We start from the raw sequence: 12,601 nt of genomic DNA, 5'->3' as shown, positions 1-12,601 counted from the left end.
AGGTGAGAAGAATGCGCCCATGAAACGCAAACATTATGAAGAGACGCTCGAGCAGCTTGAGCATGAGTTGGTGGCCATGGCGCGCTGGGCAAAGACGACCGGTCAGCGGATTCTGGTAATCTTCGAAGGACGCGATACGGCGGGCAAGGGCGGCACGATCAAGGCCATCAGCGAGCGGATCAATCCGCGCCAGTGCCGCCTTGTCGCCCTGCCCAAGCCGACCGAGACCGAGGCCACGCAGTGGTATTTCCAGCGCTATGTCCCCCATCTTCCCGCCGCCGGGGAGATCGTGCTGTTCGACCGCAGCTGGTACAACCGCGCCGGGGTGGAAAAGGTCATGGGCTTTGCCACCGATGAGCAGGTGGAGGCTTTCCTGCGCGATGTGCCCACGTTCGAAAAGCTGCTGGTGGACGATGGCATCCGCCTGTTCAAATACTGGCTGGCCTGCGATCAGGAGCATCAGGAGGAGCGCTTTGCCGAGCGGCTGGAAGACCCGCTGAAGCGCTGGAAGCTGTCCCCCATCGATATCAAGGCGCGCACCAAATTCGCCGAATACACCGCCGCGCGCGAAGCCATGTTTGCCGCCACCCACAGCTATCAGGCGCCGTGGACCGTGGTCGATTACAATGACCAGAGGCAGGGCCGCCTGACCCTCATCCGCAACCTGCTCGACCGCCTGCCTGAAACAGATGTGCCCGAGGACGAGATCGACTGGCCCCGGCTGGAGCATCCGCCGCTGAACGAGGAATTCGGCCGCCTGAAGCCGATCGATCATTATGGCCCGGACGATGACTGACACCGCGCAGACGGGCCGATCCGCCACCAATACGCACCGCATCTACACCACCAGCTTCGCCAGCGTGTATCCCCTCTATGTCGCCAAGGCCGAGCGCAAGGGGCGCAGCAAGGCTGAAGTCGACCAGATCATCTTCTGGCTGACAGGTTACGATACCGACGGGCTGGAACAGCTGCTCGCAGACAAGACCGATTTCGAGAATTTCTTCGCCCTGGCCCCGGCCATGAATCCCCGCCGCGAACTCATAAAAGGCGTGGTCTGCGGCATTCGCGTGGAGGACGTCGAAGCGCCGCTGATGCGCGAAATCCGCTATCTCGACAAACTGGTAGACGAACTCGCGCGCGGCAAGGGGATGGAGAAGATACTGCGCGAATGACGTTTGGCGCGGCAGCGGCCAGGTCCCCGATTGGGCTGGCCCATGCCAAACCACTGTCCTGTCTGGCCCCGCCTGGTCTGACGCAGCAGCCGGGCAGGTCCCGGCCACTGCGTCATCCATGTCCGGCCTATTCGGGTGCCACCAGAAGGCGGCCGTTGAGCAGCTGCACCGGCCGTGCATTCATGCCCATGATGGATTCCATCGCCGCGATCTGATCGGAGCTGGCGCTGACCGGCTGAGCCACGACATGCCAGTTCACCCCTTCGCTGCAAGGCGGCGTGGTGAGCGATCCCATATAGCGATAGATGCCCATATCTTCGGGCAGCAAGGCCGCCGGATCGAAGCTGGCGCCCTCGACAGTCATCGCCTCGCGCTCCTGCGCGGGAGCGGCATCGACCAGTTTCTGCAATTCGGGATTGGCCGCGCCTTCCTCGAACATCACGCCGACAACGGCCAGTTCGCCCGCATCGCTGGCATGGACGAAATGCGCGGTGAGCGGATAATGCTCGCCATCCACCGTATGTTCGGACGGCGTGTGGAAATGCACCTGCAGCAGGTTGAACAGCTTGCCGCCGCTGGTGATTGATGAACCGGGCGCGAAGTTGGCCTGCACCGTATGGCCATTGTTGAGCATGGTCAGCGGGCCTGCCCGCCAGTCAATATCCAGCGCCATTTCGCCCATGGCATTGGCACCGCCCAGATCGATCGGGCTCTGCATGATCCCCCGCTCGCACAGTTCGAAATCCCTGGACAGCTGTCCCCAGCGATCAGCGCCGTGCGGCCCTTCATATTCCCACTCCGCTGCGGCCATAGCCGGACCGGCCACAAGCCCGGCCAGTGCGGCAGACAAAAGCAATTTTCTCATGATTTCAGACTCCTTGGTTTGATGTAGAAATTGAGGTGATGTTTCAGGTGCGTGATGAAGTTTGATACCGGCCTCGCACGCGTCATGCCGGCCAGTCCGCCTCCTCCTCGCCGCGGGTCTTCCACAGCGAATAGAACACGCCGCCCGCGATCAGCGCGAAGGTCACGCCAAGGCTGGCCCAGGCGGGGAATTTTCCGCCATTCAGCAGGAAGTCGGACACGAAGATCTTGGTGCCGATGAACACCAGCACCGCAGCCAGCGCATATTTCAGATAATGGAAGCGATGGACCATCGCCGCCAGGGCGAAGTACAGTGCCCGCAGGCCCAATATGGCAAAGATGTTGGAGGTGTAGACGATGAAGGTATCGGTGGTGATGGCGAAGATCGCCGGCACACTGTCCACCGCGAACACCAGATCGGCCAGGTTGATCACCACCAGCGCCAGCAGCAGCGGAGTGGCCGCGCGGACCATCTGCCCGGTCTTCTCGTCCTTCACCTTCACGATGAAGCGTTCACCGTGATGATCAGGCGTCACGCGCATGTGGCGGCTGATCCATTTGACCGCCGGGTTATTGCCAATATCCATCGGCTTGTCGCCCGCCACCATCATCTTGAAGCCGGTGAAGATCAGGAAGGCGGCGAAGATATACAGCACCCAATAGGCCTCTGCCAGCAGGGCTGCGCCGCCCGCGATCATCAGGCCGCGCAGCACGATCACCGCCATGATGCCCCACAGCAGCGCGCGATACTGGTATTTGGGCGGAACGGCGAAATAGCTGAAGATCAGGCTGATCACGAAGACGTTGTCGATCGACAGCGCCTTTTCGATGAAGAAGCCGGTGTAATATTCGGATGCTGACGTAGCACCGCGCTCCAGCCAGACCCAGACGCCAAAGGCCATCGCCACGCCAATGTAGAAGACCGACAGCTTGAGGCTTTCGCCAATGCCCATCTCGCGGTCTTCCTTGTGCAGCACGCCAAGGTCGAACACGGTCAGGATCGCCACAATGGCAAGAAATGCCGCCCAGAACCATGCGGGCGTGCCGAGCCAGTCGGCGGTGAGAAACTCGATCATTCAGAAATGTCCTTGGTGTTTGCCGATCGGGGCAGCGCCCGGTCCAGCATGAAATATCCGGCCAGCGCCGCGATCAGCGACCCGCCCAGCACGCCGATCTTCACCGCATCCACGGTGGCAGGATCGGAAAAGGCGAGATTGCCGATGAACAGGCTCATGGTGAAGCCGATGGCAGCCAGCAGAGACAATGCGTGAAGCTGCCTCCACCCCACCGCAGCGGGCAGCCGTGCCAGGCCCAGTTTGATGGCCACCCAGGCAAAGCCGAAAATGCCCATCTGCTTGCCGATCAGCAGGCCCAGCGCGATGCCCAGCGGCAGCGGCGCGACCAGATCGGAAACCTCCACCCCGCCCAGCGCGACGCCGGCATTGGCAAAGCCGAAAATGGGGATCACCAGAAAGGCCACCCACGGGTGCAGCGCATGTTCCATGCGTTCCAGCGGTCTCTCCTGTCCCGCGCGCAAAGGCACGCACAGCGCTGCGGCAACGCCCGCCAGCGTCGCGTGGACACCTGATTTCAGCACGAACACCCACAGGATGATGCCGAGCAGCACATAGGGAATGGAGGAGGCAACACGCGCCCTGCCCACCGCCGCCAGCAGCACCAGCGTGATCGCCGCGCCCGCCAGCATGGTGAGGTTCGTCTCGGCAGTATAGAACAGTGCGATGATGGCGATGGCGCCAATGTCGTCGATCACCGCAATCGCCAGCAGCAGCGCCTTCAACGCCACCGGCACGCGCGGACCAAGCAGTGACAATATGCCCAGCGCAAAGGCGATATCGGTGGCGGCGGGGATTGCCCAGCCAGCCATGTTTCCCGGTGTTCCGGCATTGATAGCCAGATATATCGCGGCGGGCATGGCCATACCGCCAATCGCCGCGATCACCGGCAGCGAGGCCTTGTCCCAGCTGTTGAGCTGGCCGACCAGCGCCTCTCGCTTCACTTCCAGCCCGACCAGGAAGAAGAATACCGCCATCAACCCGTCATTGACCCACAGCAGCAGCGACTTGTCGATCACCACCGGCCCGATCCCGGCGATCACGGGCAGGCTCAGGAATGCGGCATAAAGCGGCGCTGCAGGACTGTTGGCGATCGCCAGCGCCAGTGCGGCGGCGACGATAAGCACAATCCCGCCGGCGCTTTCCTGGCGCAGGAAATCGCGCAGCATCGGGGTGACTGTGGAAAGCATGGATCAATTCTCCGACATGGCGGAAAGCTGGCAGTTTGCGCAGGGACGACCCGCCCCATCCATTTCCTGAGAGGGGGGAACGGGAAAGGGGAAGCGGCTGGCCGCCCCTGCGCGTGCTGCGTTCAGCCCGTGATGGGCCTGGACGCAAACCTGCCGGCAAAGCGCGGCGTGTGGCGGTGGATCAGATCCTTCACCCGCAGCTTCATTTTCTTGAGCCGCGCCAGCGCAAACTGGTCTGGTGCACGGCGCTTCAGCTCCATGCGCAAGCGCTCATCGATGCGTTGGTGCATCAGGGTCAATCGATACAAACGGGCCGTCATCCTTGGTCTCCTTACGAGAGGCAATAGGGTGATCGTTCAACCGCTGCGTTTGTGTGTGGGGGGAGGTAGGTGCCCGCCAGAACGCATCGGTTGTCCGATGCGGTCCGACATCACGAGCGTCGTAGAACAACGCCCGCCAGAGGGGCCCGGTCCGCGCAGCCTTAATGCGAGCGATTCGGTCTGATTTCAAGTGTTATTTTCAGGCGGGGAGGAATTTGTTGCCTCGCTTGCTGCTGGCCCGCCCCCGGTTTTATCTGCGCCGGTGGCCCAAACCCTCAGCCTGCTGCGCCGCGCCGCGCGTTACATCCGCCCGATGCTGCTGGTGGCGGTGCTGGTGGGCGCAGCTCTGGCGTGGAACGATGCGGCCCTGCGCCAGCGGATCGGCCTGCCGATGCCCGCAGGCGAGCAAGTCACCGCCGGTTTCGCCTTGTGCGATGCCCCCGGCTATGCGCCGAATTGCGTGGTCGATGGCGACACGTTCCGCATCGCCAGCCGCCGCATCCGCGTGCAAGGGATCGACGCGCCTGAGCGTGACGGGCGCTGCGATGCCGAGCGCGAGCTGGCTCGTCGTGCCACCGCCGACCTGCTCGCCTGGCTGGAGCGCGGACCGTTCCTGATGCTGCCCGCCGATCAGGCCGGGCATGACCGCTATGGCCGCGAGCTGCAGACCGTGTGGCGCGAAGCCGCCGATGGATCGCGCGACGACCTGGGCGATCACATGCGGCGCATCGGCAGTGCCCGCCGCTATGATTCGCGCGCGAAGGTGGACTGGTGCTGATCGGTCCCGCGCGGGCCAGTCCGCCGCATCCGGGCGCAAGCCGGCCCCGCTCTGGCGCTAGCGACGTGCAAAGCTGCGCGCGCAGGCGCTGATACGCGCGATTCGGCGATCCGCGCCGGATCCGGGAAGGATGACGAGATGATACCAAAGACGATTGCAGCTGCCGCGCTGGCAGCGCTGGCCATTGCCGGGACGAGCACCGCCGGCCTCGCCCAGGACAGCAGCCATGACAGCACCCATCATGATGCCGAAGCCGCCCATGCCAAGGAAGCCGCTGCTGGGATCTCTGGTGCCGGCGAGCAGGCCGGCAATGCCGATAAGACCGTGAACACCGCCGAGCGGGTGGATGACCCTCAGGCCGTTGCAGCCAAGCGCGCGCAGGCCGAAGCGCAAGGCGCAGACACGCGAGGCGCCTCCGCCAACACCAAGGGCTGATCAGCCCCATGCGCGGGAAGGAGGGGCGGCCTTGCGCCAGCCCCTCTGACCCCCGGTACTATTCGGCAGCTGTATCTGCTGCGGACGCCGTTTCATCCGGCACGGGCGTCATCGGCGTTTCGGGCACATTCACCGGCACGTTCGCCGGATCGTCGGGAGAGACGATCAGATCACCGCCGCTCACATCCTCCGCATCGGCTTCGTAGGTCGGCTGTTCGGCCTGGCACGCCGCCAGCGAGAGAGCGAAGACACCGGCCAGCGGCAGCAGGGCCGCAGTGCGCAGGGACGGGAACGGGGATGTATTCATGGTCAAAACTCCTGTGTCGCGGGCAGAAGCGAGTCGCCCGCGCGTGAAGCATAGCGCGGATTGCCGGGGCCGTGCCAGTTGCACCATTTACGTATTGCGGCGCCTGAATTGCAGCAACACCGCCACGCTCAGCAAAGCGGCGAAGAAGCACCAGACAGAGGCGAACCACGTCAGGTAGATCGCCGCCGCCGCGATCATCGATGCCACCAGCAGGCCGCCGAACAACCGCACCATCGGATGGCTGGACATCAGCGGAGCAAGACACGCCGCCCCGGCATAGACCAGCACCGCCACCACATCATACTTGTGCGGCAGGTGGTAATCGATGTGGTGCCCGGCAATTTCCGCCCACACCTGCTGCGTGATCAGCGCATTGAGGAAGAACAGGCTAACCGCGATCCCGGCCAGCAGCGGCACGATCAGCCGGCGGCGGTGCGCCGCGCTCGTCTCCAGCGCCAGCACGGCGACGGGCACATAGACCGGCCACAATATGTTGGCGAACATCAGGTAGAGCACCGTCAGCGCGGGAACGGACGGCATGTATTCCGGCCCCGTACCGGCCAGACCCAGCCACAGCCACCCTTCGATGAATTGCTGCGCGGCGAACAGCAGCGGGATCGCCGCATAGGGATAGTTCCGCGCGCCCAGACCGTTACCCGGCCCGTTACCCACACCGTTACCCTGGCCATCGGCCAGCCCGAACCTGTGCGCCTGCCGCAAACTCACCGTGCCGACCACGGCAAGCACGGCACTGGCGGTGAAACTTGCGGTGGCGGAGAAGCAGATGGCACGCGCTCCCTTGAAGGCTGGGGCGGGCAATCCCGCTGCCATGCTATGCCGCAGCGGCACGTGGATGGCTATAGCGCGGACACGGGACCGGGAGATGGCCGCGCAGGTGACCCCACGGTTGGCCACTCCGCGCCCGGTTTGCGCCGCCCAGGTTTACACAAGTGACACGGTGTAAACTTCGCGGACCGGGATAATTGCGCAGTATTTCAGCGTGTTATGTCCTGTTTGGAGGCAAACACACACCTTGCACAAAATAAAATTATCTGACGCGTTCGAGCAATATCCTTACGCGGAGCCACAGACCTGCCTGACCATGTGAAAGAGCCGGTCTGGCGGTAGCGCGGTGGTTTGGGTGTAGGAAAGGGGTGTGGTGGCGCGCTACCCAGTCTCGCAGTAAAGGAAGACCCCACCCCTAACCCCTCCCGCAAGCGGGAGGGGGACTCGTCGCACCATTCTTCTCCCCTCCCGCTTGCGGGAGGGGACGGGGGTGGGCCAGCAACATTAGCGACCACCTTGCGAACACTCCCTCATAAGGGCAAACCCGCTGCATGGCCGAGTGGAACCCACGCAACACTTCCCGCGCCCGCACGTTGCGCCACCAAGCTACTCCTGCCGAGCGCATGCTGTGGAGATACCTCGCCCGCAGCCAGGCAGGCGCAAAGTTCAGCCGGCAAATGCCCGTAGGGCCTTACTTTGCCGATTTCCTGTGCAGGGCATTGAAGCTGGTGGTCGAATGCGATGGCATCAGCCATGACCGGGCGCCGCAGTCAGACGCCGTTCGGGACAACTGGATGCAAGCGAATGGCTATACCGTGCTGCGCTTCACCAATGGTGATGTGTTGGGCAATTCAGAGGGAGTGGTGCTAGCCATCGCCGAAGAAGTGCAAAGGCTAAAAAGTCCGAAAGCCTGATCCCTCCCGCACGCAGGAGGGGAATGCAAATTCCTTAGGTGAGCTCCCAGATACGACCCTTGGTCTTCTTAAGAAGCTGACCTTCCTGCTGAAGCTTTTGCGCTTCCCAATGCATCGCGTACTGCCAAGTGTAAAATAGATCGCCTGACGAACGGAGATCTGCCTCATGATTGTCCCAAATATGCCTCGCAACGTCCGGAACCTAGGAAGGCCCGAGGTCCGTTAGAGCTTCAAACACCCAGCCTTTCAGGTCTTCGCGAGTCGCCACCCCCTACTCCGCCGCCTGTATGCCTGAACCTTCACCCTCACCAAACAGCCCCGGGCCATCGTCCACCGCTTCTTCTTCATTCGCGGCGGTGGCTTTCTTGCGTTTGTCGAAGCTGGACCACACGTCCTGCCAGTTGCCGCGGGTGGCGCCCTTGGAATATTCGGTGGCGCGGGTTTCGAAGAAGTTGGCGTGCTCCACGCCGTTGAGCAGCGGGGCGAGCCAGGGCAGCGGGTGGTCTTCGATCATGTAGATGTTGGGCAGGCCCAGCTGGCCCAGCCGCCAATCGGCGATGTAGCGGATGTAGCGCTTGATTTCCTTGGCCGTCATGCCGGGCACGGGGCCCTGTTCGAACGCCAGATCGATGAAGGCATCTTCCAGCCGCACCGTCTTCTGGCACATGTCCATGATGTCTTCCTTGACCGATTTTGTCAGGCAGTCCCGCTCTGCGCAGAAGGCGTGGAACAGGCGGGTGATGCCTTCGCAGTGCAGGCTCTCATCGCGCACGGACCAGCTGACGATCTGCCCCATGCCCTTCATCTTGTTGAAGCGCGGGAAGTTCATCAGCATGGCAAAGCTGGCAAACAGCTGGAGGCCTTCGGTAAAGCCGCCGAACATGGCCAGCGTGCGGGCAATATCCTCGTCATTGTCGACGCCGAATTCCTGCAGATAGTCGTGCTTGTCCTTCATCTCCTCATATTCCAGGAACATGCCATATTCGCTCTCTGGCATGCCGATGGTGTCGAGCAGGTGGGAATAGGCGGCGATATGCACCGTCTCCATGTTGGAGAAGGCGGCCAGCATCATCTTGACCTCTACCGGCTTGAACACGCGGCCGTATTTTTCGTGGTAGCAATCCTGTACCTCGATATCGGCCTGGGTGAAGAAGCGGAAGATCTGCGTGAGCAGGTTGCGCTCATGATCGGAGAGGTTCTGCGCCCAGTCGCGGCAATCCTCCCCCAAAGGCACTTCTTCGGGCATCCAGTGAATCTGCTGCTGCCGCTTCCAGAACTCATAAGCCCACGGATATTCAAAGGGCTTGTAGGTCTTGCGGGCTTCGAGCAACGACATGTGGTATCTCCGAGAATCTGAGCGAAGTTCCAATATAGGGAACCATGGCGCAGAATCGAAGGCAAGCAGGCAGGTTTATGCGGGGATAAATTGAGGACGAACCGTGCACGGCGTGAGTCCAGCCGTTCGCCGGGCGGGCAGCGGTCAGAGTCATGGCAGCAGCCTGGCCGATGGCCGTGCGCTGCAATCAGTCGTCGCTCTTGCCCATGCGGCGGGAGATTTCGAGCAGGATCAGGATCGGCGTGGCCCACAGCCAGGTGAGCAAGGCCGCTTCGCGCCAGCCGCCGTTTTCGGGCAGGCGCATCGAACAGCTGTATATCTCGAGGACATTTTCCGGCGTGCAGGTGGAGGGCCAGAACGCCCCTGAATACAGGTACACGCCGAACACCAGCCAGAACGCCTGCGCCACATACAGCACAAGATAGCGAGACGTCTTGATCTCGCCATAGCCGTAGTGGGTGGCAAATCTGTTCGGGCGCTTGCTCATGAGCAGGGCAACTACCAGATTGGTGGTTAATACTTTGCAATCGAAAAGCGGTGTGCGGCGCGCGGGCGACAGGCGGCCAGCGCGTCAGTTCTCCACGATCACGAACGGCGCCCAGATCGCCGGATGGGCGGCATCGGGCATGGCGCGATCGGCCATCATTGCCAGCTGGGCACCGCGCAGGGCATCGCCCCGGTCCTCGCCCGCAGCCGCGCGGCGCAGGGTTTCCACGCTGAGATAGGCCGCCGCATCATCGCGCACGCGCCAGTGGCTGAGCATCAGGCTGTGCGCTCCGGCCTGGGCGAAGGCACGCGCGAGGCCGGAATATCCCGGCGCGCTGGCGCTCTCTCCCGCCGCCGTCTCGCACGCGGACAGGATCACCCAGTCGGCATTGAGGTGCAGCGCGGCAATCTCGCTGGCGGTCAGCAGTCCGTCACCCGCCGTGCCCTGTTCGCCAGAGGGGGTGAGCAGCAGCGCCGGTTCCGCCAGCCCCGGCACCTCCCCGCCCAGCAGGCCGTGGGTGGCAAAGGCGATCACGCCGTACCGGTCCAGTTCCAGCGCGTGCAGGCGCTCTTCCGTGGCATCATTGCCTGACAGGACCAGCGATCCGGCACTGCCCAGCGCGGCGGACAGGGCCTGCAATTCATCCCGCGCGCGCGGCAACGGAGGCAGGCTCATCGCCGCGCCCTTGCCCAGCGAGGACGGCAGGCCGGTTGGCGCGCCCACGCCCAGGAAATCCGCCCCGGCCAGGCTGGTGCGGCCAGAGGCCAGCTCCCCCAGATCCGCCAGCACCTTGACCGAGTGATCGCGCAGCAGCCACGGCGCATCGCCCAGATCGTCCGAACTGGTCGCAGTTGTCAGCAGCATGGCGGGCGAAATGCGCGCCAGATAGCCGCTGGCGGGAAACAGCAGGCGCTGCTTGCGCGCCAGCAGCGGGCGCAGATTGGGCGCGAACAGCGCATCATACAGCTGCGCGGCGGCATCTGTATCGAACAGGCCCACCGCCTGCGCCGATTGCCGCACCCGGTCTGCCAGCGTGCGCAGGTCATAGGCGAGCAGCGGCACCTCACCCCATTGCACATCGTCATGACTGATGGCGATGGTCACCGCCCGGTCGGGCAGCGAGAGCGGCAGGACCAGCAGGTCGTCCTCCCCCAATGTCGCCTGCAGATCGGCCAGCGATGCCGTTTGCGGACGGGCCAGCGCGACATATTCGGGAAATTCGCTTTCCAGCTGCGCCTGCGCCGCCTGCGCCTGTTCGCGCGCGCTGGCCAGATTGGCGGCCAGCTGCGCCAGCTGCGCGCCCTCATCGGCCTGCGCTGCGGCCATTTGCGCGGCCAGCGATGCAGTGCGCGCCCGCGCCGCATCCAGCGCATCGAGCAGGCTGCCCAGCCCGTTGCCCCGCGCCAGCGCGCCGGCACGGATGCGCGCGTTGGACAAGGTGAGTTCGGACAGCAGCCGCAATTGCGCGGCTTCGGCTGCCTGATCCATTGCGCCGGCGCGCAGGGCCACCAGCAGATAATCGCCCAGCGCCTCTGGCAGGACTTGCGAGAGCGAGACCAGCTCTGTCTCGCTCGAAGCAACGTCGAACAGCTGGCGGGCGAAGAATTGGGCAGTCGGCGCGGCCAGCGCCACCGCCTCATCATGGCGGCCAAGGTCGGACAGGATGCGCGCGCGGATCAGCCGGGCGGTGAGGATTTCGCTGTGGCCCTCGGGCAATCCTGCTTCCAGCAGCGGCAGGGCGCTGTCGGTCAGCGCCAGCGCTTCCTGCGACCGGCCCAGCCGGGCGAGGTGATCGGCCAGCTGGACCTGCCCGCTGCCGATGTTGAAATTGGTCGGCTCCAGATCCCGGACTAGCTGTTCCACCCCGGCGCGGGCCTCGCGCTCGGCCTCATCCAGCCGTCCCTGCCGGGCGATCGCACGGGCCAGGTTGGTATGCGCGATACCGGGAATATAGGGCTGGGCGCTGGTGTTCATATTGTCGGCTATGGCGGCGGCGGCGCGGAAGATGCCCTCCGCCTCCTCATACTGGCCCAGTTGCTCCAGCGAGCGCGCCAGCATGGATAGCGGGTCATAAATATCTTCATCCGTATCGCCGCGCAGCTTGCGCTCCAGATCCAGATGGCGACGGATCAGCGGCACCGCCTCGCCATAGCGGCCATAGCTGACCAGCACGGCATAGGTGATGTTGAGCACATTGCCCATTTTGGGATGATCGCTGGGCAGGTGGGCAGAGGCATAATCGCGCGCAAACCGCGCCGCCTCCACCGTATCGCGCCGCTCCAGATAATATTTCACCGCGCCGCACGAAGACGCATCGTTCACGATCATCGCATGGTCGGGAACTTGTGCGCGCATGCCAAGGTCCCGCGCAGCGCAGAACGCTGTTTCTGCGGCCACCAGATCATTGTCGGCAAAGGCCAGCACGCCCAGCGCATTATGCGCCAGCGCCAGATCGGCAAGCGCCGCCTCTCCGCCAGCTTCGGCCAGCGCAAAGGCCTGCTGCGCCATCGCCTGCGCCTCATCAATGCGGTTCAGTTCGACCAGCATCATCGAGCCATAGGCGAGCAGGCGGGCGTGGTAGGGCGGGCTGGCATCCATCTGCGCCAGCAATGCCTGGGCGGCTGCAAACTCATCCCACCCCTGCGGATACTGGCGGGCGTAATAATAGGCCACGCCCAGGCCAAAATGCGTCTGCGCCGCCACATCGGCGCTGGTGGAGGGATCGGCCAGCACGCGGGCGGCAAATTCCTGCCATGCGGCCAGCTCCTGCGCGGGCGGGCTGAACTGATCGCGCGCCTGCATCTGCGCCAAAGTTGGCTCCGGCGCTACCTCCTGCGCAGCAAGCGGAACGGCGGCCAGCAAGCCAGAAGCAAGCACCGCAGCAACCACATATTTCATTACAGGAAGCGACCCCAAGCCTTACTTTCCTCTCATCTATT

14 protein-coding genes are annotated in these 12,601 nt (G+C 63.7%); 5 read left to right on the top strand and 9 right to left on the bottom strand.

Features of this window, described 5'->3' with window-relative positions; all coding sequences use genetic code 11:
• Nucleotides 1–19 precede the first annotated feature (19 nt).
• Nucleotides 20–796, top strand: a complete 777-nt coding sequence (gene ppk2 / locus ABDZ98_RS02200) for a polyphosphate kinase 2 (RefSeq protein ID WP_160590514.1) — start codon at nt 20–22, stop codon at nt 794–796.
• The gene (locus ABDZ98_RS02195; RefSeq protein WP_160590516.1) at nt 789–1,172 is read left to right on the top strand and encodes a DUF2200 domain-containing protein; all 384 of its coding nucleotides are present in this window, start codon (nt 789–791) and stop codon (nt 1,170–1,172) included. The genes ppk2 and ABDZ98_RS02195 overlap by 8 nt, the downstream gene beginning before the upstream one ends.
• Nucleotides 1,173–1,299: 127 nt before the next feature.
• On the opposite strand, the gene ABDZ98_RS02190 is transcribed toward ABDZ98_RS02195, so the two are convergent.
• The 4 genes from ABDZ98_RS02190 to ABDZ98_RS02175 form a co-directional block, all read right to left on the bottom strand.
• Complete coding sequence (locus tag ABDZ98_RS02190) at nt 1,300–2,037, bottom strand: carbonic anhydrase (protein WP_160590518.1); 738 nt, start codon at nt 2,035–2,037, stop codon at nt 1,300–1,302.
• An 82-nt stretch (nt 2,038–2,119) separates the two neighbouring features.
• Nucleotides 2,120–3,109, bottom strand: coding sequence for a TerC/Alx family metal homeostasis membrane protein (locus ABDZ98_RS02185; protein ID WP_160591075.1), 990 nt, complete (start codon nt 3,107–3,109; stop codon nt 2,120–2,122).
• Nucleotides 3,109–4,299, bottom strand: a complete 1,191-nt coding sequence (gene nhaA, locus ABDZ98_RS02180) for a Na+/H+ antiporter NhaA (RefSeq protein WP_160590520.1) — start codon at nt 4,297–4,299, stop codon at nt 3,109–3,111. The genes ABDZ98_RS02185 and nhaA overlap by 1 nt, the downstream gene beginning before the upstream one ends.
• Before the next feature lie 122 nt (nt 4,300–4,421).
• Complete coding sequence (locus ABDZ98_RS02175) at nt 4,422–4,619, bottom strand: YdcH family protein (RefSeq protein WP_160590522.1); 198 nt, start codon at nt 4,617–4,619, stop codon at nt 4,422–4,424.
• A gap of 262 nt (nt 4,620–4,881) precedes the next feature.
• Between ABDZ98_RS02175 and ABDZ98_RS02170 the strand changes: the two genes are divergently transcribed.
• Nucleotides 4,882–5,397 carry a thermonuclease family protein gene (locus ABDZ98_RS02170; RefSeq protein WP_160590524.1) on the top strand — a complete coding sequence of 172 codons (516 nt, stop codon included), beginning with the start codon at nt 4,882–4,884 and terminating at the stop codon, nt 5,395–5,397.
• A 138-nt stretch (nt 5,398–5,535) separates the two neighbouring features.
• Nucleotides 5,536–5,832 (top strand): hypothetical protein, encoded by a 297-nt coding sequence (locus ABDZ98_RS02165; RefSeq protein ID WP_160590526.1) that lies wholly within the window; start codon nt 5,536–5,538, stop codon nt 5,830–5,832.
• Between the two features lie 58 nt (nt 5,833–5,890).
• Here the strand turns inward: ABDZ98_RS02165 and ABDZ98_RS02160 are convergent, their stop codons facing one another.
• Nucleotides 5,891–6,139 carry a hypothetical protein gene (locus ABDZ98_RS02160; protein WP_237437420.1) on the bottom strand — a complete coding sequence of 83 codons (249 nt, stop codon included), beginning with the start codon at nt 6,137–6,139 and terminating at the stop codon, nt 5,891–5,893.
• Nucleotides 6,140–6,226: 87 nt separating this feature from the next.
• Complete coding sequence (locus ABDZ98_RS02155) at nt 6,227–6,970, bottom strand: DUF6629 family protein (protein ID WP_202385965.1); 744 nt, start codon at nt 6,968–6,970, stop codon at nt 6,227–6,229.
• A gap of 506 nt (nt 6,971–7,476) precedes the next feature.
• Between ABDZ98_RS02155 and ABDZ98_RS02150 the strand changes: the two genes are divergently transcribed.
• Entirely contained in the window at nt 7,477–7,839 is a 363-nt protein-coding gene (locus ABDZ98_RS02150; protein ID WP_160590528.1) for an endonuclease domain-containing protein, read from the top strand.
• A gap of 271 nt (nt 7,840–8,110) precedes the next feature.
• Here the strand turns inward: ABDZ98_RS02150 and ABDZ98_RS02145 are convergent, their stop codons facing one another.
• From ABDZ98_RS02145 to ABDZ98_RS02135, 3 genes are all read right to left on the bottom strand, one after another.
• Nucleotides 8,111–9,175, bottom strand: a complete 1,065-nt coding sequence (locus tag ABDZ98_RS02145) for a ribonucleotide-diphosphate reductase subunit beta (RefSeq protein ID WP_160590530.1) — start codon at nt 9,173–9,175, stop codon at nt 8,111–8,113.
• Between the two features lie 187 nt (nt 9,176–9,362).
• Nucleotides 9,363–9,662, bottom strand: a complete 300-nt coding sequence (locus ABDZ98_RS02140; protein ID WP_160590532.1) for a hypothetical protein — start codon at nt 9,660–9,662, stop codon at nt 9,363–9,365.
• A gap of 84 nt (nt 9,663–9,746) precedes the next feature.
• Nucleotides 9,747–12,560, bottom strand: a complete 2,814-nt coding sequence (locus ABDZ98_RS02135; protein ID WP_160590534.1) for a CHAT domain-containing tetratricopeptide repeat protein — start codon at nt 12,558–12,560, stop codon at nt 9,747–9,749.
• Nucleotides 12,561–12,601: the final 41 nt, after the last annotated feature.

The sequence above is a fragment of the Alteraurantiacibacter aestuarii genome (genome assembly GCF_039523595.1).
Taxonomy (GTDB): domain Bacteria; phylum Pseudomonadota; class Alphaproteobacteria; order Sphingomonadales; family Sphingomonadaceae; genus Alteraurantiacibacter; species Alteraurantiacibacter aestuarii.
This window is presented reverse-complemented; position numbering and strand designations above follow the sequence as displayed.

Bases quoted from the DNA above. Each gene is read 5' to 3' on its own strand.
- ppk2 (WP_160590514.1), top strand. From the start codon at position 20: ATGAAACGCAAACATTATGAAGAGACGCTCGAGCAGCTTGAGCATGAG.
- ABDZ98_RS02195 (WP_160590516.1), top strand. From the start codon at position 789: ATGACTGACACCGCGCAGACGGGCCGATCCGCCACCAATACGCACCGC.
- ABDZ98_RS02190 (WP_160590518.1), bottom strand. From the start codon at position 2,037: ATGAGAAAATTGCTTTTGTCTGCCGCACTGGCCGGGCTTGTGGCCGGT.
- nhaA (WP_160590520.1), bottom strand. From the start codon at position 4,299: ATGCTTTCCACAGTCACCCCGATGCTGCGCGATTTCCTGCGCCAGGAA.
- ABDZ98_RS02175 (WP_160590522.1), bottom strand. From the start codon at position 4,619: ATGACGGCCCGTTTGTATCGATTGACCCTGATGCACCAACGCATCGAT.
- ABDZ98_RS02165 (WP_160590526.1), top strand. From the start codon at position 5,536: ATGATACCAAAGACGATTGCAGCTGCCGCGCTGGCAGCGCTGGCCATT.
- ABDZ98_RS02160 (WP_237437420.1), bottom strand. From the start codon at position 6,139: ATGAATACATCCCCGTTCCCGTCCCTGCGCACTGCGGCCCTGCTGCCG.
- ABDZ98_RS02155 (WP_202385965.1), bottom strand. From the start codon at position 6,970: ATGGCAGCGGGATTGCCCGCCCCAGCCTTCAAGGGAGCGCGTGCCATC.
- ABDZ98_RS02150 (WP_160590528.1), top strand. From the start codon at position 7,477: ATGGCCGAGTGGAACCCACGCAACACTTCCCGCGCCCGCACGTTGCGC.
- ABDZ98_RS02145 (WP_160590530.1), bottom strand. From the start codon at position 9,175: ATGTCGTTGCTCGAAGCCCGCAAGACCTACAAGCCCTTTGAATATCCG.
- ABDZ98_RS02140 (WP_160590532.1), bottom strand. From the start codon at position 9,662: ATGAGCAAGCGCCCGAACAGATTTGCCACCCACTACGGCTATGGCGAG.
- ABDZ98_RS02135 (WP_160590534.1), bottom strand. From the start codon at position 12,560: ATGAAATATGTGGTTGCTGCGGTGCTTGCTTCTGGCTTGCTGGCCGCC.